Origin of the sequence: Nocardioides sp. LHG3406-4, assembly GCF_049897745.1 — a bacterium.
Taxonomy (GTDB): Bacteria; Actinomycetota; Actinomycetes; order Propionibacteriales; family Nocardioidaceae; genus Nocardioides.
Genome location: NZ_JAFCWV010000007.1, coordinates 182,953 through 203,817, shown reverse-complemented (window position 1 = coordinate 203,817; position 20,865 = coordinate 182,953). Strand labels below are relative to the sequence as shown.

The 20,865-nt window shown below is 70.9% G+C and carries 18 protein-coding genes; 6 read left to right on the top strand and 12 right to left on the bottom strand.

Going from position 1 to position 20,865, the window contains the following annotated elements:
• From ACP7BP_RS20790 to ACP7BP_RS20770, 5 genes are all read right to left on the bottom strand, one after another.
• A partial coding sequence (locus ACP7BP_RS20790) for a hypothetical protein (RefSeq protein WP_426247520.1) occupies positions 1–2,620 on the bottom strand: 2,620 nt, incomplete at its 3' end.
• Between the two features lie 450 nt (positions 2,621–3,070).
• Positions 3,071–3,361, bottom strand: coding sequence for an antitoxin (locus tag ACP7BP_RS20785; protein WP_426247518.1), 291 nt, complete (start codon positions 3,359–3,361; stop codon positions 3,071–3,073).
• A 19-nt stretch (positions 3,362–3,380) separates the two neighbouring features.
• Complete coding sequence (locus ACP7BP_RS20780; RefSeq protein ID WP_426247516.1) at positions 3,381–3,728, bottom strand: UBP-type zinc finger domain-containing protein; 348 nt, start codon at positions 3,726–3,728, stop codon at positions 3,381–3,383.
• A gap of 39 nt (positions 3,729–3,767) precedes the next feature.
• On the bottom strand, positions 3,768–4,160 hold the full coding sequence (locus ACP7BP_RS20775; RefSeq protein WP_426247514.1) for a hypothetical protein: 393 nt from the start codon (positions 4,158–4,160) through the stop codon (positions 3,768–3,770).
• Between the two features lies 1 nt (position 4,161).
• Positions 4,162–4,515, bottom strand: coding sequence for a hypothetical protein (locus ACP7BP_RS20770; RefSeq protein WP_426247512.1), 354 nt, complete (start codon positions 4,513–4,515; stop codon positions 4,162–4,164).
• Positions 4,516–4,557: 42 nt separating this feature from the next.
• Between ACP7BP_RS20770 and ACP7BP_RS20765 the strand changes: the two genes are divergently transcribed.
• Positions 4,558–5,514, top strand: coding sequence for an NYN domain-containing protein (locus ACP7BP_RS20765; protein ID WP_426247510.1), 957 nt, complete (start codon positions 4,558–4,560; stop codon positions 5,512–5,514).
• A gap of 129 nt (positions 5,515–5,643) precedes the next feature.
• Positions 5,644–6,072, top strand: a complete 429-nt coding sequence (locus tag ACP7BP_RS20760) for a CBS domain-containing protein (RefSeq protein ID WP_426247508.1) — start codon at positions 5,644–5,646, stop codon at positions 6,070–6,072.
• A gap of 51 nt (positions 6,073–6,123) precedes the next feature.
• Here the strand turns inward: ACP7BP_RS20760 and ACP7BP_RS20755 are convergent, their stop codons facing one another.
• The 3 genes from ACP7BP_RS20755 to ACP7BP_RS20745 form a co-directional block, all read right to left on the bottom strand.
• Positions 6,124–8,451 carry a catalase gene (locus ACP7BP_RS20755; protein WP_426247506.1) on the bottom strand — a complete coding sequence of 776 codons (2,328 nt, stop codon included), beginning with the start codon at positions 8,449–8,451 and terminating at the stop codon, positions 6,124–6,126.
• A 168-nt stretch (positions 8,452–8,619) separates the two neighbouring features.
• A complete protein-coding gene (locus tag ACP7BP_RS20750; protein ID WP_426247504.1) occupies positions 8,620–10,131 on the bottom strand; it encodes a DUF6297 family protein in 1,512 nt (503 codons plus the stop codon).
• Complete coding sequence (locus ACP7BP_RS20745) at positions 10,128–10,775, bottom strand: ABC transporter ATP-binding protein (protein ID WP_426247502.1); 648 nt, start codon at positions 10,773–10,775, stop codon at positions 10,128–10,130. Before ACP7BP_RS20745 ends, ACP7BP_RS20750 begins: the two co-directional genes overlap by 4 nt.
• 107 nt (positions 10,776–10,882) lie before the next feature.
• Here ACP7BP_RS20745 and ACP7BP_RS20740 point away from each other — a divergent pair, with 107 nt between their 5' ends.
• From ACP7BP_RS20740 to ACP7BP_RS20730, 3 genes are all read left to right on the top strand, one after another.
• Complete coding sequence (locus ACP7BP_RS20740; protein ID WP_426247500.1) at positions 10,883–12,427, top strand: MFS transporter; 1,545 nt, start codon at positions 10,883–10,885, stop codon at positions 12,425–12,427.
• Between the two features lie 125 nt (positions 12,428–12,552).
• Positions 12,553–13,281, top strand: a complete 729-nt coding sequence (locus ACP7BP_RS20735) for a hypothetical protein (RefSeq protein WP_426247498.1) — start codon at positions 12,553–12,555, stop codon at positions 13,279–13,281.
• Between the two features lie 99 nt (positions 13,282–13,380).
• Positions 13,381–14,772: a dihydrolipoyl dehydrogenase family protein gene (locus ACP7BP_RS20730; RefSeq protein WP_426247496.1), complete on the top strand. Its 1,392-nt coding sequence runs from the start codon at positions 13,381–13,383 to the stop codon at positions 14,770–14,772.
• A gap of 110 nt (positions 14,773–14,882) precedes the next feature.
• On the opposite strand, the gene ACP7BP_RS20725 is transcribed toward ACP7BP_RS20730, so the two are convergent.
• The 3 genes from ACP7BP_RS20725 to ACP7BP_RS20715 are packed head-to-tail and all read right to left on the bottom strand — an operon-like array spanning position 14,883 to position 17,246.
• On the bottom strand, positions 14,883–15,239 hold the full coding sequence (locus tag ACP7BP_RS20725; RefSeq protein ID WP_426247494.1) for a hypothetical protein: 357 nt from the start codon (positions 15,237–15,239) through the stop codon (positions 14,883–14,885).
• Positions 15,239–16,705 (bottom strand): peptide MFS transporter, encoded by a 1,467-nt coding sequence (locus ACP7BP_RS20720; RefSeq protein ID WP_426247492.1) that lies wholly within the window; start codon positions 16,703–16,705, stop codon positions 15,239–15,241. The genes ACP7BP_RS20725 and ACP7BP_RS20720 overlap by 1 nt, the downstream gene beginning before the upstream one ends.
• 52 nt (positions 16,706–16,757) lie before the next feature.
• The gene (locus ACP7BP_RS20715; RefSeq protein ID WP_426247490.1) at positions 16,758–17,246 is read right to left on the bottom strand and encodes a cupin domain-containing protein; all 489 of its coding nucleotides are present in this window, start codon (positions 17,244–17,246) and stop codon (positions 16,758–16,760) included.
• 50 nt (positions 17,247–17,296) lie between these two features.
• Here ACP7BP_RS20715 and ACP7BP_RS20710 point away from each other — a divergent pair, with 50 nt between their 5' ends.
• The gene (locus ACP7BP_RS20710; protein WP_426247488.1) at positions 17,297–18,736 is read left to right on the top strand and encodes a reprolysin-like metallopeptidase; all 1,440 of its coding nucleotides are present in this window, start codon (positions 17,297–17,299) and stop codon (positions 18,734–18,736) included.
• 72 nt (positions 18,737–18,808) lie between these two features.
• Here ACP7BP_RS20710 and ACP7BP_RS20705 read toward each other — a convergent pair whose 3' ends face one another.
• Entirely contained in the window at positions 18,809–20,755 is a 1,947-nt protein-coding gene (locus ACP7BP_RS20705; RefSeq protein ID WP_426247486.1) for an FG-GAP-like repeat-containing protein, read from the bottom strand.
• Between the last annotated feature and the right edge of the window lie 110 nt (positions 20,756–20,865).

Below are 20,865 nucleotides of genomic sequence, written 5' to 3'. Positions count from 1 at the left end.
GCGCGTCCTGCACGAACTTCTTCAGGTTCGCCGAGTAGAACGCCGCCACCGACATCGGCGCCGAGGTCCGCATCACCAACCGGGTGTGCTCCGCACGACCCTGCGCACGGTTCACGTACACGTCCTTCGGCATCGCACCGTCGGTCGCGATGTGCACCCGGAACTGACGTGTCTGGCCCGGGTTAAGGGCCGGGCCGATCACCCGCACCGCGGTCGCGTTCGGGTTGAACGTCGTCGACCAGATCGCCGACGGGGTGTTCGCCCCACCGTTGGCCGGAGCCTCCGGGTCATCCGAGAGCGTCGCCGGGTGGGCGGACGCGTAGTAGACCGTGCCGGTGGAACCGGCCGGGATCTCGACCTCGGTCAGCTTGTAGCTGCCGTCGTAGTCGGTGCCCCGGAAGTCACCCTCGTAGGGAAGGATGTCAATCACGTCCGTGTACGCCTGCGGCAACGGGTCGTTGGACCGCAGCGTCACCGTCCACGACCCCTCACCATCACCCGAGCCGTCCACGTTCGGGATGAACGGCGTGTCCGTGGTCTTCGAGATGTCGGTGAAGCCGTTGGTGGTCGTCGTCACCGTCTTGCTGGCCGGCGCCGAGTCCCGTCCTCCCAGGCTGGACACGGCCGTGTTGGTCAGCGGGGTGCCCGGCGCGATGCTGTCGTCGGCCACCGCCTCGTACGTCAGCGGGTGCTGGACGTTGGTGGTCACACCGTCGAACTCCCAGGTCAGCACCTGACGGCCGCCCACCACCGCCGTCGCAGGCTCCGGCGTGGCCGAACCCGGTTCGTACGTCATGCCCGCCGGCAGCGTGTCCACGATCGTGTAGTCGTCGACCTCCGGCGGGATCGAGCCCGCGCCGTTGGCCGAGTAGGTCAGCGTGAACTCCACCGGCACGCCAGGCGTGATCGTGGACCTGGCCGATGCCTTCTTGATCGCCGGGATCGCGGTCACGATCACCACGAGGTCGCGGCGCCCGTTGGTGAACGGGTAGCGGAGGCCCGGCGTCGGGGCAAGGGCCGTGTGGAGCGAGTCGTCCGTCGTCCAGGTGCCCGCTCGCTGGAACGAGCCGAAGGACCAGACGTCCTGACCCGGCGCCACGTCGTCCTCGATCCTCGTGGGGACCCTGAACGAGAAACCGATGGCGTTGACGGCATCCACCTCAGAAGCCGGGTAGCTCCACCGCACCGCCGACACCGTCGTCGGATCGGGAGGCAGCGTCGTGGACCACGTACCAGTGCCGCAGTTGTGAGTGTTCGGGTCACCCACGCCCCCGGTGTAGTACTCGAGCACACCCGGACGATTGGCATCGGTGAAGTAGTGACCTGATTGGTCCGCCTGGGTGTAGGAGTACAAAATCGGAGTCGTTGGGTCGAAGTCCACGTACGCCGTGTCGAGAACCTGGCAGACGCCGTACCGATCGGTGGGGGCAGGGGTGTCACCGGACGTCCACCAGTTGGTGGTGTCTGTCCAAACCCTCGTCCCTGCGGCGACCTGGTACTTGTTGTCCCACCGGTTTCCACCGTTGCCGGTCGCCGGTCGGTTGTAGGCCGAGCTGAAACCACCAGGAAGCGTGTAAGTCTTGTTGGAGGTGTTGTTGCCTGGCAGGTCTGCGGACTGCTGACCCGTGGGCGCGGTGTAGGTAGGCTCGTTGGCGTCCAGGCTGAGCGAGCCGGCCCGATTCGTGATCACCCGGAACCACACCATGCCGCTGGCGACATACGCCCAGTCGGTCGGCAGCGGGTTGCCGAAGGAGTCCACGTCGGGCACGTTGAGGAGGTCGTAGTTGATGCCGGTCAGCGTCAGGTCGTAGACGCCCGGTGAGACCTGCGTTAGCGTGCAGCTGTCGACGAAGTTGGTGTGGCGGGGGCTCCCCGGTGCGCTCGAGTAGGGATGTCCGTCGGCGTACGACAGGTCGAACTCCGTGCAGCCTTGGACGCCCCAGTTGTCCGGCTGGCCGATGTTCGGGTGGGTTCCGATCTGGACCGGAGATCCGGTCGAGTTGGTGACGGTGAACCGCTGGGTGATCGAGGCCGGGCCTGGGTCCGAGCCCTCCCCCAGGCGCAGCGACCACTCCAGGTCGACGTCGACGTAGGTGGGCGCGTTGATGTCGTCCCAGGCCTCGTAGCTCGACGCTCCGTCCCACTGCATGTCCATCGAGAACGGGTTGCGGATCAGGATCGGCGGCAGGGGCTCCTTCTCGCCGCTGGGACTCGTCCCCTCCAGCTGGATGCGCTCGTTGGTGACCCCGTTGGCGACCACCGGCGTCTGCACGATCAGCGCCGTGCCCTGCTTGACCGGGCCGAAGTTGCAGGTCAGCGACAGGCCGTCGGTGGAGATCTTGGACACCGGGGTGACCCCCGTGGTCAGGCACATGTCGGGGATCTCGTCGAAGAACGCCTTCTGGACCGCGAACGTCGCGGTGACGTTGTCGACCGGCTCGTTGGACGGCGCGGGCTGGTCGTCGTTGACGTTGATCCGCCACTCGGCGACCACCGGGGTGCCGCGCTCGATCGTCGCTGGGGCGTTGACCCAGGCGCCGTCGATCTCGTAGACGGGCGCGGCGGCGGCGGGCCCGGCCAGGGCGGCCAGGCCGGCAACGGACACCAGCAGGGCGAGCATGATGCTCAGCCAGCGTCGGGGCCCACTCACGGGCCGGCGGGAGGGGGACCAAGCGCGTGCAGTCACTGTCTTCTCCTCGGAAGCATCGGTGGCCGAGAGATCAGCCACCCGACTGGAATGGAGCGGAGGAGCGTCGAGTCACCTTGACGCAGTTCCGTCGTGGCCCAGATGTTCCGCGCTTTCGACAGTGATTGGCGCAGGATTTCGCGACTCCACCGGGCAGCCCACCGGCCTGGAGGGGGTGACCCCGGAATCTCCGTCGGTCGCCGGACGAGGGGCTCGATCCTTCACCGGGCTGCCCACCGGCCAGTCACAATGTCTCGATGCCCGGCCCGGCTCGCGGGGTAGTCCGGTGCAAACCCGGGCTCCAGGCGGCTCAACAGCCCCGAATTGCACCGGACTACCCCGTCAACCCGAGATCATCCCCGGGCGGGGCCTGGGTGCCTGATGTCAGCCGGCGGGCGGGTCGGAGCGCTTCTCGGCCAGCTTGTCGACCCCGGAGACGATCTGGTCGCGCACGGCGTCCACCTTGTCGGCGTACCGGCCCTGGGTGCGGCCGTTGACGGAGTCGGCGGCCTTGTCGAGCCAGCCCTCGATGTCGGTACGACGCTCGTGGGCGAGGCTGCCGGCCTTCTCGACGGCCTCGACGACGGTCCGCTCGCCCTCGGCGATGGCGTCGGCGACGCGGCGCTCGATCTCGAGGTCGTCGATCTTCTGCTTGAGCCTGTCGGAGATGGTCATGGGGTCCCTTCCTGGCCCGTCAGGCGTGGATCTGGTCGCGCCAGTCGGCGGGGACGCCGCCGGCCGGACCGGGCGTCGGCTGGTCGTCGGGGTGCGAGGTCGGCGCAGCGAGCTCCGGACCGCTCACCTCGGTCTCGGCGGAGTAGTCCCACATCCAGTCCTCGCCGGGCTCGAAGCTCTGCATCACCGGGTGCCCGGAGGCCCGAAAGTGCGCGGTGGCGTGTTGCGACGGGCTCGAGTCGCAGCAGCCGACGTGCCCGCACTGCGCGCACCGGCGCAGGTGCACCCACCAGCCGCCGGTCTCCAGGCATTCGGCGCAGCCGGTGCCGGACGGCGGGACGTCGGGATCGAAGGAGGAGGTCGTCATGCCCCCAGCCTTCGCCGTCCCCCACGGATACGCAAGTGCTCAGGAGTCGCGGCCCGAGCGCACGAGCCAGCCCACCCCGAGGAAGGGCAGCACCAGGGGCAGCCACCCGTAGCCGCTGCCGAATCCCGACCACACCGTGTCGTCGGGGAACCAGCCCGGCTCCACGAGGCTGAGCGTGCCGACCACGAGCACGCCGACCAGCTCGACCAGGCACGCAGTCCAGGCGACGCGGCGCGGCCGGGGGCCGACCTCGGCGAGGCCGAGGGTCGCCGCGATGTAGACCAGCGCGGCCAATGCGGACAGGCCGTAGGCCAGCGGTGCGCGATCGGCGTGCTGGATCAGCTGGACGCTCGAGCGGCCGGTCGCGGCGAGCGCGAAGACGGCGTACACCGCGATCAGGATGCGGCCCGGGCCGGTGCTCGTCGAGGACACCTCAGCCCCAGATCTGCTGCAGTCGCACGACGAGGAACGCGACGGTCAGCGCGGCCACGATCAGGACCGCGGTGCCGGAGCGGCTGCGCTCCGCGAGCGACCACAGCGCCCCGACCGGCAGCACCACCAGGGCGCCGACCAGGTAGCTCACGAACACCGCACCGTTGACGTCGCGGTCGGTGCCGGCGAGCTGCACGAAGCCGATCACGGCCTGGGCCAGGAGGCCCGCCTCGAGCACCGCCAGGCCCGCGAGCAGCGGGTCGTCGACCGGCCTGCCGAGGGCGACGTAGCCGGCGACGACCAGCGCGACCAGCAACGACGCGACGATGAGTACGACGGGCAGGGGATCGAGCATGGCCACATCGTCTCGCACGGCCCGGGGCCCTACCCTCGAGGCATGCCTGCGACCGACTTCGCCCTGCCCGCCTCACCCGCGCGAGTGGCGGTCTACATCGACTTCGACAACGTCGTCATCTCGCGCTACGACCAGGTGCACCGCGAGCCGGGCCGCTCGCGCAGCGACGTCTGGCGCAACGACAACGCCCGCGACCACATCGCCGACGCCGACAGCACCGACCCGATCGCCGTGCGGCTGGCCGAGGCCATGGTCGACGTGGGCGCGATCCTCGACTACGCCTCGTCGTTCGGCACGGTCGCGATCGCCCGGGCCTACGCCGACTGGTCCGTGCCCGCCAACGCCGCCTACCGCAAGCAGCTGGTCGACCGGGCCGTCGACCTGACCCAGCTCTTCTCGGTGAGCGGCACCAAGAACGGTGCCGACATCCGGCTCGCCGTCGACGCGGTCGAGGACCTGCTCCACTACGCCAACCTCACCCACGTCGTCATCGTCGGCGGCGACTCCGACTACATCGCCCTGGCCCAGCGCAGCAAGCAGCTGGGCCGGTTCGTCGTCGGCGTGGGCGTCACCGGCTCGACCAGCCAGGCCCTGAAGTCGTCGTGCGACGTCTTCAGCCAGTACGACGACCTGCCGGGCGTGAGCCCACTGCCCACCCGTCAGCCCGCAGCCCGGGCGACGGCCAAGAAGGCGGAGCAGGCTCCGGCAGCGAAGAAGACGACCAAGAAGGCCGCGAAGAAGGCAGCTCCCACGGAGGAGGAGCTCCGCCTGCAGGAGGCCACCAACCTGCTGGTGCGCGCCCTGCGCAACGCCGACTCCGACGACGAGTGGCTCTACGGCGGCGGCGTGAAGAGCCAGATGCAGCGGATGGACTCCTCCTTCAGGGAGAAGTCGCTCGGCTTCCGGTCGTTCAAGGACTTCCTCGAGTCGCACTCCGACATCGCCGAGACCGACACCGAGGGTGGCCACGTGCGGGTGCGGCTGCGCACCGACCGGTAGCCACCGCCCCTCCGGGCGCGATGAGCGCCGCTGGTGTGAGTGCCCGCGCGCGGGGACCTTCCGGGGCATGGGTGGTCCGGCGCCGGGTACCGATTCGGTGACCCTGCACATCGCCCCGGGACGCATCCCATGACCACGGCACGCGACATCATGACGGGAGACGCGACCTGTGCGGCCGTGTCGGACACCTTGGCCGACGCCGCACGCAAGATGCGAGACCTCGACGTCGGAGCCCTGCCCATCTGCGACGACGACCAGCGCCTGGCGGGGATGATCACCGACCGGGACATCGTCGTGGAGTGCGTCGCCGAGGACCGTGACCCGCAGAGCACCATCGTGGGCGACCTCGCCGAGGGCAAGCCGGTCACCATCGGGGCGGACGACCCCGTGGAGGAGGCCCTGCGCACCATGACCGAGCACGGCGTACGCCGGCTGCCGGTCATCGACGGCCACGAGCTGGTCGGCATCGTCTCGCAGGCCGACGTCGCCCGGAACCTGCCCGAGGACCGGATTGGCGACCTGGTCGAGGCGATCTCCTCGGCGCCGGCCAACAACTGACCAGACAGCCGGAGGACGGTGGCGCAGCGCGCCACCGTCCTCCGGCCCCCTTCAGATGCTGGCAGGGAAGCGGTCCCAGGCGCGGTGCGCCGCCATCAGCGGCAGCACCTGCTCCCAGACCGCGTTCGCGTCGTCACCGCTCACGACTCCTGCCGCATCCTGGTAGACCCCCGCGGGCGACAGCGCCCGGACCCCGTCGCCCCAGGCCCCGATGGCCTTCGCGTGCCGCCAGGCCTCCTCGATGAGGAGGCGCACCCGCGGATCGAGCTGCGGGTCGGAGGACGCCTCCCCCTTCTCGTCCCGGTGGTGGCCGGCATCGGCCCCGGGAGCCGGGCAGCCGGCCAGCAGGACGGCGTCGAACTCCACCGACCGGGCGGTGAGGAAGGTGCGCTGCACCGGCAGGCCGTTCTCCAGCACCCCGCCGCGGGCCGCGATGAGCAGCGGCACCATGCCCGCACCCTGGATCTGTGCGCGCAGCTGCGCGATCCCGTCCAGGTCGCCGTTCTCGTCCACGACGACTCCCACCATCCGGCCGTCGGTCGGCCAGGTCCGGCCCAGCTGCGAGAGTGCCGGGCTCGGCTCGGCGGCGGCCAGCGGCTCGGTGGGCTCCGGGACGGCGAGTCCGAGGCCGTCGGCCACCAGGGCGCACAGCTGCGGGTCGATGCGGGCGAGCGCCAACAGCTGCCGCTCCTTGATCGCCTGCTCGTAGCACTTGCCCAGCTCGAAGGTGTAGGCGCGGACGATGTGCTCCTGCTCCACCGGCGTCATGCTCCGCCAGAAGAGGCGGGCCTGGCTGAAGTGGTCGTCGAAGGACGCCGCCGCGGCGCGCACCTTGGGCGCCTCGGGGACCACGACCGGCGCCTCGACGAACGCGATGTCGGCACCGGCGTGGAAGGGGCAGCCGCCGTCGAGCGAGTTCGGCCGGTACGGCGCGACGCCGGCGTGCACGCCCTGCTGCATGAAGCCGTCGCGCAGCATGTCGTTGACCGGGGCGTGCGGCCGGTTGATCGGGATCTGCCCGAAGTTGGGTCCACCCAGCCGGGTGAGCTGGGTGTCCAGGTAGGAGAAGAGCCGGGCCTGCAGCAGCGGGTCGTCGGTGACGTCGATGCCCGGGACCAGGTGCCCGACGTGGAAGGCGACCTGCTCGGTCTCCGCGAAGAAGTTGGTCGGGTTGGCGTTGAGCGTCAACAGCCCGATCGGCTGCACCGGCGCCAGCTCCTCCGGCACGATCTTCGTAGGGTCCAGCAGGTCGATGCCCTCAAACATCTGGTCGGGCACGTCCGGGAAGACCTGGATCCCCAGCTCCCACTGGGGATGCGCACCGGACTCGATGGCGTCGTAGAGGTCGCGGCGGTGGAAGTCTGGGTCGAGCCCACCCAGCATCTGGGCCTCCTCCCAGGTGAGGGAGTGCACGCCCAGGCGCGGCTTCCAGTGGAACTTCACCAGCGACGTCTCGTCGTCGGCGTTGACCAGGCGGAAGGTGTGGACGCCGAAGCCCTCCATCATGCGGTAGCTGCGCGGGATGCCGCGGTCGGACATGTTCCACATCGTGTGGTGCTGCGCCTCGGTGTGCAGGGAGACGAAGTCCCAGAACGTGTCGTGGGCCGACTGGGCCTGCGGGATCTCGCGGTCGGGGTGCGGCTTGCCGGCGTGGATGACGTCGGGGAACTTGATGCCGTCCTGGATGAAGAACACCGGGATGTTGTTGGCGACGAGGTCGAACGTGCCCTCGGCGGTGTAGAACTTCGTGGCGAAGCCGCGGGTGTCGCGGACGGTGTCGGCCGAGCCACGTGACCCGAGCACGGTGGAGAACCTGACGAACACCGGCGTCTGGACGTCGCTCGCGAGGAACCCGGCCTTGGTCACCGCCTCGGCTGCGCCGTACCCGACGAAGACGCCGTGCGCGCCCGCACCCCGGGCATGCACCACGCGCTCGGGGATCCGCTCGTGGTCGAAGTGCATGACCTTCTCGCGCAGGTGGTGGTCCTGGAGGAGGGTCGGGCCGCGCTCGCCCGCCTTCAGGGAGTGGTCGGTGTCGTAGAGGCGCGCGCCCTGCGCGGTGGTGAGGAGGCTGCCCTGCTGACCCATGGCCGTGGGGTCGGCGCCGGTCGTCTCCCCGGTGGGGGTCCGGGTCTCGGGGGTGCCCTGGTCGGGCTTGGGCGGCAGCGGCTCGCGTGGCTCGGTGGGCTCCACCAGGCTCGGCGGCTCGACCGCCGGAGCGCCGGGGATGGGCTGCTCCAGCAGCTCGGCCACCTTGTCCACAGCGGCCTTGGCTGCCTTCCCCGCCTTGTCGGCCGCTTTGCTCGCGGCCTTGCCCAACGTCTCGCCTGCGCTGTCCTTGCCTGCCCTGTCCTTGCCTGAACTGTCCTCGTCGGTCATGGGGGGCCGGTACCCGGCGCCACTCGCACCATGCGCCGAAGGTCCCGCGCATCCTCGGGCCGGGCCTCGGCGGCCGGCGCCGATCGGAGGATCCGTCGGGTTCGCCGAGGCCTTCGAGGCGCTCGTCTCGGACCTGAGGGTGGCGGTCGACGCGTCGGGTGATCCCGGTCAGCGGCGCAGGGCCAGGTAGGCGAGCACCGCGGCACAGATGCCCAGGGAGAAGGTGATGCCGGTCGTCGTCGGCGCCAGCAGCATCGGCGCACTGGTGATCAGCACCATGTCGGGCCCGTGCAGGACGCCGGCGATCATCCCCGGCGGCACGGCACCCATCGGCGTCGAGACCGCTGGGGCGGAGTAGTTCGCCGGCCGGCGGGTCATCCACCAGGCAGCACTGGTGAGCGTCCCGGCGCCCACGGCCAGGGCCAGGCCGGTCGCCAGCGGCCACCCGACGCCGACCGCGGCGTGGACGGCACCGACGCAGCCGAGCGCGTACGCCGCGGCCGCCAGCGACGGCACGACGAGCGTGCACACCCGGCTCAGCGCAGGGTGCATCGGCAGCATCCTGGCCAGTGACGGCGTCCGCGAGAGCACGCGCAGCGCCAGGAGCAGGGGCACGCACGCCACGAACCCGGCCAGGGTCGCCACGAGGAGCACCAGGCGACCGCCGCCGGCCTGCGCGACGGCGTACGGCGCCACGACGGCGGCCGCCACCGCGAGCAGGGGCAGCGGGCGGCGGCGCAGCCGGACGACGTCGCGCCACACCAGGGCGAGCGGTCCGTGCGGCCCGCCCCGCCGCGAGCGCACGGTGGCCCGGACTCGGGCCGTGTGGGCGACGACCACGTCGTAGGCCAGCGTGAGGTCGAGGGTGGCCAGCGCCCCGGAGAGGCCGGACGACAGGTTGCCGCCCGGCTCGAGCTGGCGGCGCCGGAGCCGAGCCAGCCCCCGCCAGCCGGTCACGGCCGCGGGGGCCACGGCCCCGACCAGCACGAGAGCCACCACGACGGGGGCGGTGGCGGAGGCGGCCCAGTGCGACGACCTGCCGGGGGACCATCCCGACAGCCAGTCGGACGGCTCGTCGAGCGCCAGCAGGAGCAGCCCGGTCCACGACCCGGCCAGCAGCAGCCAGAGCAGCCACCGAGCCCCCGACCTCCCGCGCTCCTGGGACACGGCCGCCAGGGCGACCACCCCGACACCCGCGACAGCAGCCGCCGCACTCGAGGCGACCACCGCCCACGGCGCCAGGCCGGCGAGCCCGGTGGCCGGCAGCGACACCGCCAGGGCGATCGCAGCCGCGAGGGAGGACATGACCAGGAGTCGGCGGCGCAGCAACGAGGCCCGGTCGACGGGCGTGCTCAGCAGCCAGGCTCCGGCGGCCGGGGTGGTGAAGACCGGCCCCAGCAGGCGGGCCAGCGCCAGGACAGCGGCGAGCGTCGCGGCGATCGTGAGCCACGGGAGTACGGCCCGCGCACCCGTGCATCCCGCCGTGACGCAGAGGTCGTCGGCCTCGCGCCGGAAGCCCACCACGACGTTCACGGCCATCGCACCCAGCATGAGGACGGCGAAGAGCGCCACGTAGAGGTCCTGGAGCACCTCAGACCTGCTGGCGGTCGCGCGACCCCGCCGCCACTCGCGGATGTCGGCCCGCAGCTCGGCGATCCCCGGGCCGTCCGAGACGGTCATCCGGGCGTACCGAGCTCGACGACCCGGTCGGCCACCGCCTCCACCAGCACCGTCGAGTGGCTGGCGAAGACGATCGCGAGCCCGGCGCGCTTCTCCTCGACGAGTCGCCGCGACAGCCACGCGACCCCGTCGGCGTCGAGGCGCGCCTCGGGCTCGTCGAGCACGAGCAGCCGACGCGGCCTGACGAACGCGCTGGCGAGCGAGAGCCGTCGGCGCTGTCCCGACGAGAGGGTGCCGGGCAGCTGGCCCGACTGCGGGATGAGGCCGAGGTCGTCGAGCACCCGGTCGACGACCTCGTCGGCGTCGGCCACCCGGTGCGCCCTCGCCAGGAGGTCCAGGTGCTCGACCACGCTGAGGTCGGGGAAGAAGTCGAGGTCGTCCAGGACCACCGCGACGTCCCGGCGTACCCGCGGCGTGCGCTCGTCGTACGGCGCACCGTCGAGCTCGACCGTGCCCTCGGTCGCCTCGTCGGTGCCGGTGATGCAGCGCAGCGCGGTGGACTTCCCCGCCCCGTTGGGGCCGACGAGCGCCACGGCCGAGCCGGCCGCGACGTCGAGGTCGAAGCCGGCCAGCACCTCGACGTCACCGAACGTGCGGGTCAGCCCGCGGACACTCAGGACCGATCCATCCCCCGATGCGCTCACGTGCCCACCCTGCCAGTCGCGCGAAAAAGCCCGACACCGGATGTCGTATTCGCCCCTCGTCGTTCGTGGAGTGGGTAAGAGGACCCCCATCCGACAAGGAACTCGTCATGCACACCGTCGACGTAGACACCCACACAGAGGCCCGCCGCGCGTGGATCGGGCTGGCCGTCCTGGCGCTGCCCACGCTGCTGATCTCGATCGACGTCAGCGTCCTGTACGTCGCCCTGCCGTCGCTGAGCAGCGACCTGGGCGCCAGCGGCGTGCACCAGCTGTGGATCCTCGACATCTACTCCTTCCTGCTGGCGGGGCTGCTCGTCACGATGGGCGGCCTGGCCGACCGGATCGGCAGCCGCCGGATGCTCATCGTGGGCGGCGCCGCCTTCGGGGTGTTCTCGGTCCTCGCGGCGTACTCCACGAGCCCGGAGATGCTCATCGCGAGCCGGGCGCTGCTCGGCGTCGCGGGCGCGTCGCTGATGCCGGCCACCATGGCGCTCATCCGCCACATGTTCCCCGAGCCGGAGAAGATGGCCGTGGCGATCAGCGTGTGGCTTGCGTGCTTCATGGGCGGCATGACCGCCGGACCGATCGTGGGCGGCTTCCTGATGGAGCGGTTATGGTGGGGCTCGGCGTTCCTGATGGGCGTGCCCGTCATGGTGCTGCTCGTCGCGCTCGCCCCGAGGCTGCTCCCCGACCAGCCCCGCACCGCCGGTCGCGCGCTCCCCGACGCGCCGAGCGTCGTGCTCTCGCTGGCCACCCTGCTGCCCGTCGTCTACGGCCTCAAGGAGATCGCGCGCGGTCACGGTGGCGTCCTCGCCGGCATCGCCGTCGTCGCCGGAGTGGCCGCGGGTGTGGCCTTCTGCCGCCGGCAGCGCCGTCTCGAGGACCCGCTGGTCGACCTCGGGCTGTTCGAGAACCGCCGCTTCACCGTCGGCCTGGCGACCTTCCTGGTCACCGGCGTGGTCATGGCCGGCGTCTCGTTCGCCGCGGCCCTCTACCTGCAGAACGTCCTGGGCCTCAGCCCGCTGCACGTCGGCCTCTGGCTGGTGCCCCAGAACCTGGTGATGCTGGCCGGCACCCTCCTGGCACCGCGGCTCGACCGGCGCTTCGACACCGTCAAGCTGGTGTGGGGCGGCCTGGCCGTGGCCGGCACGGGCCTGCTCATGCTGACCATCGTCGACACCGACGCGCTCGGCATCCACGTGGTCGCGATGGTGCTCGCCGCCGGCGGGGTCAGCGCCCCGATGTCGCTGGTGATGAACCTGATCATGGGAGCCACCCCGCCCGAGCGGGCCGGGTCGGCCGCCTCGCTCGCGGAGACGTGCGGCGAGCTGGGCATCGCGCTCGGCGTCGCGACCCTGGGCTCCCTGCTGACGGCGATCTACCACGGTGTGCTCCCGGGCCTGCTCCCCGCCGACACCTCCACCGTCGCAGCGCAGGCGGCCGGGGAGGGCATCAGCTCAGCGTCGGCGGTCTCGTCGCCCGGCGTGCTCGACGCGGCTCGAGCCGCCTTCACCGAGGGCTACAACATCGTCGGCCTGGTCGGCGGGCTCACCCTCCTGGTGGCCGCGTTCGTGGCCCGGCGGGTGCTGGGGGCGCGTGAGCCGGTGGACGCGGACGAGACGTCGTACGCCGAGGAGCCGGTCGCCGCGTGACCCATTCAAGAATCTTGACGCCAAGACGTTTGATGTCCGGCCGGGAGGGCAGGCTTCCTCCGGGAGCCGCGCCGTGCGCGCGGAACCCGTCAGCGTCACATCAGATTTCCACGAGGGGACTCAACATGCGCACCATCACCAGGCTCGCCGCGGCAGCGGTCGCCGCCACGCTGCTCGCAGCGCCGGCCGTCGCGATCGCCCCGGCCAACGCCGACACCACGGCCGTGACCGCCCAGGCGCCGACCCAGGCGCTCAAGGCGAAGAAGATCTCGCTCAAGCTGAGCAAGAAGTACTCGCACTACGGCCAGGAGGGCGTGAAGGTCACCGCCAAGGTCAAGGGCAAGGGCAAGGTCAAGTTCACCCAGAACGGCACCGTCATCGGCACCGACAAGGTGAAGAAGGGCAAGGCCTCGGTCCGCCTGCCGCAGACCAACGCCCCGGGCGTCTACAAGATCAAGGCGAAGTGGAAGAAGTCGGTCGCCAAGGCCAAGGTCACGGTCTACGACTCGTCGCTGTCGCTCTCGGGCGTCGCCTTCACCGTCTCCAAGTCGGCCACGACCGCTCCGCCGTCGCTGACCGGCACGGTGAAGTTCAAGGGCAAGGTCGGGACCACCGGCTACGTCGACATCTACAAGAACGGCAACGTCAAGGGCGGCAGCTCCTCCCCCGACTACTGCTGCATGGCCAGCGTCCAGGACGACGGCTCGTTCGAGTTCAGCGGCTACACCTTCCTCGACGAGGTCGCCGAGAAGGAGGCCCCCGGTACCTACAGCTATCAGGCCTTCTACACCGACGACGCCGGGTTCGACGACTACATCTACTCGGCGCCGATCACGGTCACGGTCGTTCCCTGACCCACGCCTGAACGGCACCACAGCTCGCAGCAACGGCACCGCCGTCCGACTCAGTCGGGCGGCGGTGTCGTGGTCTCCGGCTCTGGCTATGGTCGGGGCATGAGCGAGAGCGACGAGTACGACGTCATCGTGGTCGGCGGCGGCCCCGCCGGTGAGAACGCCGCGCAGTACGCCGTCCAGGGCAGTGACCGCACGGCGGCCATCGTGGAGTCCGAGCTGCTGGGAGGCGAGTGCTCCTACTTCGCGTGCATACCCAGCAAGGCCATGCTGCGACCTCTCGACGTGCGGGCAGTCGCCGCCCACCTCGGCGGACTGAGCGGCGTACCCGACGTGGACGTCGAGGGCCTCTTGGCCCGGCGCGACAGCTGGGTCGCGCAGTACGACGACGCAGGCCAGGTCTCCTGGGCGGAGGGTGCCGGGCTCACGGTGGTGCGCGGTCACGGCCGGCTCACCGGGGAGCGCACCGTCGCCGTGGGCGACCGGACGCTTACCGCGCGCGAGGCCGTGGTCATCGCGACCGGCAGCGTCGGCGTGATCCCGCCCGTGCTCGCCGGCCTCGCACCGTGGACGTCGCGCGACGCCACAGGCGTTCGCGAGGTGCCCGAGCACCTCGTGATCGTCGGGGGTGGCGTGGTCTCCTGCGAGGCCGCCCGATGGATGCGGGCGCTGGGCTCCCGGGTCACCCTGCTGGTGCGTGGCCAGGGCGTACTCGCGCCGTTCGAGCCGTTCGCGGGGTCGCTCGTGCTCGACGCCCTGAGGGCCGACGGGATCGACGTACGCCTGGACACCGAGGTCTCAGCGGCGACCCGCGACGCTGCCGAGGACACCGGCCTGGGCCGGATCCACGGCGGGGAGGTGCGGCTGACCCTCTCGTCCGGGGAGCGGATCGAGGCCACCGAGCTGCTCGTGGCGACCGGGCGCCGGCCGGCCACCGACGGCCTCGGCCTGGAGGCCGTGGGGCTGACCGCCGACGACCTGCGCGGAGCTCCTTCGGGGGGCTCGCTGCCCGACTGGCTGCACACCGTCGGAGACATCAACGCGGAGGCGCCGCTCACCCACTGGGGCAAGTACCAGGCGCGCATGGTCGGCGCCCGGATCGCGGCCCGCGCCGGTCACGGCACCGAGCCGGTGGCACCCGCCTTCGTGCCGGTGCCGCAGGTCGTCTTCACAGACCCGCAAGTCGCCGCCGTCGGGCTGACCGCGCGTCAGGCCGAGGCCGCGGGTCGGGCGTTCAGCACCCGCGACCAGGAGCTCAGCAGCACCACGGGCGCGGTCCTGCTGCGCGACGACCTGGTCGGCTCGGCGCGACTCGTCGTGGACGACGAGACCGACACCTTGATCGGGGCGACCTTCGTCGGGCCCGAGGTGGGCGACCTGGTGCACGCCGCCACCATCGCGATCGTGGGGCAGGTGCCGCTCGACGTACTGCGTCACGCGGTGCCGAGCTACCCCACCTCCAGCGAGATCTGGCTGCGCCTCCTGGAGGGGTAGCCCCGCCACGCCGGTGGGTGAGAACCCCTCGGTTCCGAGGCTCGTTTCGAGGCTCGTTTCGCTCGCACCTCGACGCAAGGCTCCGCTCGCACCTCAACCAGCGGACGCGATCAGTCGATGCCGGCGGTGACGTCGAGGTGCTGGAGGAGCTCGTGGGCGGCCAGCTCCACCTTCTTGTGCCGCCACTCCGCGGCCCGGTAGACGCAGGCGATCAGCCCGGTGCGGTGGACCCGGCGGAAGTCGCCGACCACGAAGGCGTAGCGGGCCTTGGTCTCGTCGTTGGCGCCCTCGGTGAGGCCGAGGTGCCACGCGGCGTAGTCGGGCCAGCCGTGCCTCTCGAGGTAGGCGTTCTGCACGTCGGCGCCGGGCTGGGCGTCCCCCCAGTCGCTGTCGAGGACGTACTGCTTGGCGTCGATCAGCTTCCGGGTCGCCTCGACCGCGGCGTCGTTGACGGTGTAGCGGGCCATCAGTGGACTCCTGCCATCAGTCTGTGGATCGGCTTGGAGGCCGCCATGACCGCGAGGCCGACGAGCACCGAGGCGAGCCCGATCCAGATGAAGAACGGGGACTCGCTCGCCGCGTCGTAGTAGCCGGCCAGCTTGCCGGACATGGCGGTGCCGAGGGCGATCGAGAGGAAGTAGAGCGCCACCATCTGGGTGGCGTACTTCTTCGGTGCCAGCTTGGTCGTGGCGCTCAGCCCCACCGGCGAGATCAGCAGCTCGGCGAGTGTGAAGACCAGCAGGATGAACGCCAGGCCCCACAGCGGGGCGGTGCCCTCGCCCGACGGCATCGGCAGGAAGCAGAAGAACGCCACGCCCATCAGGGTCGTCCCGGCGCCGAACTTGAGCGGGGTCGACGGCTGCCGGTCGCCGAGCCTGGTCCAGACGGCGGCGAACACGCCGGCCAGCACGATGATGAAGACCGGGTTGATGGACTGCACCCACGAGACCGGCATCTCCCAGCCGAAGAGGTTGCGGTCCAGCCGCTTGTCGGCGTAGATCGTGACCACCGTGAACTGCTGCTGGTAGAGCGACCAGAACACCGCGTTGCACACGAACAGGGGGATGAACGCGAAGATGCGGCTGCGCTCGACGCCTCGGACCTCCCGGTCGGCGAGGATCAGCACGAAGTAGCCGACCGCGGCGACGACGCTGATCCAGATCACGATGTCGGACAGCCGGTCGGCGGTGACGACGTCGGCGAGCACGAGGGCCACGACCACGAGGACCGCGGCGGCCAGCGCCCCGGCGTACACCCAGCGCTGCCGCGCCGGCAGCGGGTCGGCCACCTGCCTGGTGTCGTCGGGCAGGTTCTTGCGGAAGATCGTGTACTGCGCGAGGCCGGCTGCCATCCCGATCGCCGCCAGCGCGAACCCGGCGTGGAAGCCCCACTCCTTCTGCAGCAGCCCCGTGAGCAGCGGGCCGACGAGCGCGCCGATGTTGATGCCCATGTAGAAGAGCGAGAAGCCGGCGTCGCGGCGCGGGTCCTTCTCGTCGTACAGCGATCCGACCAGGGACGTCGCGTTGGCCTTGACGCCACCGCTGCCGAGCGCGATCAGCACCAGGCCGACGCCCACGCCGCCGAGGCCGGGCAACGCGGCGAGGGCGATGTGGCCGAGCATCACGGTGCCCGCGGCGAAGAAGAGCGTCCGCTCCGGACCGATCACCCGGTCGGCCAGCCAGGCGCCGAGGATCGTCGAGAGGTAGACCGCGCCGCCGTAGGCGCCGACGATGCCCGTGGCGGTGCCCTCGTCGATGCCGAGACCGCCGCGGGCCGCGGAGTAGTACAGGTAGATGAGCAGGATGCCCTGCATGCCGTAGAAGCTGAATCGCTCCCACAGCTCCACACCGAACAGGTTCGCCAGCACCGCGGGCTGGCCGAAGAACCTGCTGTCGCTACGCCGTTCGGGCGTGCGTGTAGCGGTGTCAGTCATGCCACCGACCTTGCCACCGGCCGGGCTCACCTGTCATCCGGGGTCCGCGAGATCACGCCCAGTGGTTGTCGTGGTACTTCATGAACGCGTCGCGCTCGGCGTCGGTCATCGTCTCGCCGGCCGCGAGCCTGGCCAGCCCCTCGAAGTACTCCTCTCGCGGGGCACCGGGAGCGAAGTGCAGCAGCATCGAGGCCTCGGCACCGCTCTCGTTGCGGAAGCCGTGCAGCCCGCCGGCCGGCACGTAGAGGTAGTCACCGGGACGGGCCGGCTGCCACGCGCGGCCGTCGTACACGGTCACCTCGCCGCTGAGGATGTAGAACGCCTCGGTGACCGTCTTGTGGAAGTGCGAGTCGGGTCCGCTCCGGGGGCCGGCGAAGTCGTAGCGGTAGAGGCCGTAGAGCCCGCCGGTGGTGTCGCCGGTCGAGAGGATCGAGATCGTGTTGCCGTTGGGATAGACCAGCTCGGGGTCGGTCCCGTGGGTGCGGATCGTGGCCGTGAGCTCTCCGGTGTCGCCGTCGTAGATCGGTGGTGGGTAGGACATGCCCCCATCCTGACGTTTCCGGAGGCCCTGCGCGGGGCAAGGATCCGGGCATGTCGATATCCCGCAAGTACGCCGGCCTGCTCGTCGCCGCCGGTGTCACCCTCACCCTCGTCGCGGGCCTCGGCCCGGCCGGCGCCGCCCCCGATGGCGATCTGCTCGGCGCGAAGACCTACGAGCCCGGAGCCAGGCTCTCCCCCGACGACACCGCCACGCCACCACCCGCACCGACGCCGCGACCACGCGTGCGCGACCAGGGGTACACCGTCGCGCCGGGCGACCCGCGCGACACCGTCGACATCGCGGTGATCGGCACGCCGGCCGTGATCAGCGCGACCGGTGGGCAGACCGGCTTCGCCACCTTCGCCCAGTCGGCGGTCAACCAGACCAACACTGCCTTCGCCAACTCCGGCATCACCACCCGACTGCGCCTGGTCGCTGCTGCCCCCACCGCCACGCCCGAGTCGACGAGCGTGCGCACCGACCTCTACGCGGTGCAGAACCCCTCCGACGGCCGCTTCGACGACGTCCAGGCGGTCCGCGAGGCGACGCACGCCGACATCGTCCACCTGCTCGTCGAGGGCAGCGACACCGACACCAACGGCGGCTACGGCTTCGTCGGTGCCACACCCGAGTACGCCTACGCCGTGACCCACCGCGACCTGGCGACCACGATCATGAACTTCGCGCACGAGACCGGCCATGTCTTCGGCGCCGACCACGACCCGGCCACCAACCCGAGCGCCCCGCTCCCGGCCCGCGGCTACTTCTACGCCCCCGGCCGCTGGCACACGATCATGAGCTACCCGACCGCCTGCAGCGCCGCGGCCCACGCCCCGTGCACGGTGATCCCGTACTTCTCCAACCCGGCCGTGAGCTACCAGGGCGTGCCCACTGGCACCGCGGAAGCCAACAACGCCTCGGTGATCGAGACCAACGCGGCCGCCGTGGCGGGCTTCCGCCAGTCGCAGCTCTACCCGGTGACGCCGCTGGTCTCCAAGGCCGTCATCGGCAAGAAGGCGAAGGTCGACACGGGCACCTGGACACCGGTCGCCAGCCTGGCGGTCCAGTGGTACGTCGACGGCAAGCCGATCGCGGGCGCCACCAAGCGCACGCTCAAGATGAAGCGCAAGTACGTCCACAAGGCGCTGTCGGTCGCCGTCACCGGCACCGCGGCGTCGTACGCCCCGCTCGTCGTCAGCAGCGCCCCGGTCGAGGTCACCAAGAAGCTGCTGCGCAAGACGCGGACGCCGAAGATCAAGGGCAAGGCCAAGGCCGGCAAGCGCCTGGTCGCCAGGGTGAAGCAGTCGAAGCCGCGCTCGAAGCTGTCGTTCAGCTGGTACAGCAACGGCGTCAAGATCAAGGGCGCGCACGGCCGGTCCTACAAGGTCAAGAAGAAGGACCGCGGCACCTACATCCAGGTCCGCGTCCGCTTCAAGAAGAAGGGCTTCGAGCCGGTCGTCAAGCCGAGCGCCTCGACCCTGGTCGGCTAACTGTTCTGACCCGGGACCGGCGACCGAACGCCTGGGACCACACCCCGCGCTGGGCGCGGGGTGTGGTCGTGGTCAGCCGCTGGCGACGTCGTCGCCGGGGACGAGGGTGTCGTGTCCGTGGCCGCCGAGCAACCGGTCGTCGCCGGCTCCACCGAGGAGCCGGTCGTTGCCGCCCCGCCCGCGGAGGCGGTCGTCGCCCTGCCCACCGGACAAGAGGTCAGCGCCCTTGGCTCCGAAGACCTCGTCCATGCCGGTGCCGGCCCTGACCTGGTCCTTGCCCTGTCCACCGAACAAGGCGTCGATCCCCTGAGCTCCGAACACCCCGTCGTTGCCGGCCCCGGCACTGACAACGTCGTTGCCCTCGCCGCCGCAGAGAACGTCGTCGCCGCCGAGCCCCCTGATGCGGTCATCTCCTCCCAGCGCGGCGATGACATCGCGTCCCGAGGTGCCGACCAGCGTGTCGGATCCACCGGTTCCGATGATCGTCGCCGTCTTCCCCGTGCAGGTGGCCGTCGGGCCGAGCGCGGGCGCGGACTCACACGCGTCACCGACACCGTCGCCGTCGGCATCGGCCTGCCCGGGGTTCGCAAGGTTCGGGCAGTTGTCAGTGCTGTTGGGAGCACTGTCGTTGTCCTGGTCCGGGAGGGCGGGCACGGTGCCGGCAACGGGGACAGTGCCGGTGCCGGTCAATGCGACGTCGTCCGGACTGCCAGCGGCGTCGTGGATGAACCGCAGAGTGCCGCCGGCCGCTCCGACGGTGGCCGGGGCGAACCGGATCGTGACCGTGCAGGTGGCCGCCGGAGCGAGGGTCTGCCCGGTGCAGGTGTCGGACACCTCCTCGAACCGGGCCGACCCGGCGAGCAGGGCGGCGTTGGAGATGGTCAGTGGCGCGTCGCCGGTGTTCGTGACGGTGATCGGCTGGGTGGTGGTGTCCCCGACCGTCGTGGACCCGAAGTCCTTGCTGGTGGGAGACGGGCTGAGCTCGGGGGTGTCCGAGATGAGGATTGAGATGCTGTCCGCGACGCTGTCGGTGGTGACCAGGTCCAGGTCGCCGTCGGTGTCGAGGTCGGCCACCGCTACCTCGATCGGCGAGTCACCCGTTGCCACGGCGGCGGCTGCCTGAAAGGTGCCGTCGCCGTTGCCGAGCAGGGTGGAAACGGTGTCGGTGGTCGTGTTGGGGATGATCATGTCGAGGACGCCGTCGCCGTCGAGGTCCTTCAGTTGCACCCTGGATCCCCCGGGCCCCGTCACCGAGGCCGCCGGGTCGAAGGTCCCGTCCCCGTGGCCCAGCAGGACTGCGACGACGGTCGACGGCTCCGCTCTCGTCGCTGCCATGTCGAGGTTCCCATCCCCGTTCACGTCACCCACCGCGATGCCGCGCGTGGGGATGGGAGTGAGGAGGACCGTCGCCGCGGCGAAGGTGCCGTCTCCGTTGCCCAGGGAGAACCTCACCTGGCCCGGCGTCCCCCCAAACGTGCCCGCCGCGAAGTCGAGGTCGCCGTCCTCGTCGAAGTCACCCACAGCCAGGTCGGAGGGAACCATGCTCACGCCGGTGCTGGTCGCGGGGTCGAAGGTGCCGTCACCGTTGCCGAGCGCGATCCCGGTGCCCCCGAAGAGCCTGGAGAAGAGCAGGTCCTCGAAGCCATCACCATTGAAGTCAGCAACGACCGTGAAGGAAGTGGTGGAGAGGAGTGGGTGGGGAACACGAGCCGCGAAGGTGCCGTCCCCGTTGTTGAGAAGCACCGACGCGGTGTTGGCCGGCTGCCTGTTGGTGACCACGAGATCGAGGTCGCCGTCGCCGTCCAGGTCGGCGAGGTCCACGTCGCCCGGGTTGTCGCCCGCGGGGTAGCTGACCTGAGGGTCGAGAGTGCCGTCACCCTTGCCGATCAGGATCGACACGGTGTCGCTGCTGCTGTTGGCCACGACCATGTCCGGGTTCTGGTCACCGTCGACGTCCGCCACCGCCGTCACCTGCGGCAGGTCTCCCACCGGGTAACTGGCCAGGGGCTCCAAGATCAAGGGCGCTGCCTGAGCGCCGCTCGACAGAACTGGGACGAGTCCGAAAGCAACGAGCAGGGCACCAGCCGCCCGCATGCCCGTGTGGGCCATCAGCCCGTGTGGTTGGACCA

Bases quoted from the DNA above. Each gene is read 5' to 3' on its own strand.
- ACP7BP_RS20785 (WP_426247518.1), bottom strand. From the start codon at position 3,361: ATGACCATCTCCGACAGGCTCAAGCAGAAGATCGACGACCTCGAGATC.
- ACP7BP_RS20725 (WP_426247494.1), bottom strand. From the start codon at position 15,239: ATGGCCCGCTACACCGTCAACGACGCCGCGGTCGAGGCGACCCGGAAG.
- ACP7BP_RS20760 (WP_426247508.1), top strand. From the start codon at position 5,644: ATGACCACGGCACGCGACATCATGACGGGAGACGCGACCTGTGCGGCC.
- ACP7BP_RS20765 (WP_426247510.1), top strand. From the start codon at position 4,558: ATGCCTGCGACCGACTTCGCCCTGCCCGCCTCACCCGCGCGAGTGGCG.
- ACP7BP_RS20770 (WP_426247512.1), bottom strand. From the start codon at position 4,515: ATGCTCGATCCCCTGCCCGTCGTACTCATCGTCGCGTCGTTGCTGGTC.
- ACP7BP_RS20710 (WP_426247488.1), top strand. From the start codon at position 17,297: ATGTCGATATCCCGCAAGTACGCCGGCCTGCTCGTCGCCGCCGGTGTC.
- ACP7BP_RS20780 (WP_426247516.1), bottom strand. From the start codon at position 3,728: ATGACGACCTCCTCCTTCGATCCCGACGTCCCGCCGTCCGGCACCGGC.
- ACP7BP_RS20740 (WP_426247500.1), top strand. From the start codon at position 10,883: ATGCACACCGTCGACGTAGACACCCACACAGAGGCCCGCCGCGCGTGG.
- ACP7BP_RS20720 (WP_426247492.1), bottom strand. From the start codon at position 16,705: ATGACTGACACCGCTACACGCACGCCCGAACGGCGTAGCGACAGCAGG.
- ACP7BP_RS20730 (WP_426247496.1), top strand. From the start codon at position 13,381: ATGAGCGAGAGCGACGAGTACGACGTCATCGTGGTCGGCGGCGGCCCC.
- ACP7BP_RS20715 (WP_426247490.1), bottom strand. From the start codon at position 17,246: ATGTCCTACCCACCACCGATCTACGACGGCGACACCGGAGAGCTCACG.
- ACP7BP_RS20735 (WP_426247498.1), top strand. From the start codon at position 12,553: ATGCGCACCATCACCAGGCTCGCCGCGGCAGCGGTCGCCGCCACGCTG.
- ACP7BP_RS20750 (WP_426247504.1), bottom strand. From the start codon at position 10,131: ATGACCGTCTCGGACGGCCCGGGGATCGCCGAGCTGCGGGCCGACATC.
- ACP7BP_RS20755 (WP_426247506.1), bottom strand. From the start codon at position 8,451: ATGACCGACGAGGACAGTTCAGGCAAGGACAGGGCAGGCAAGGACAGC.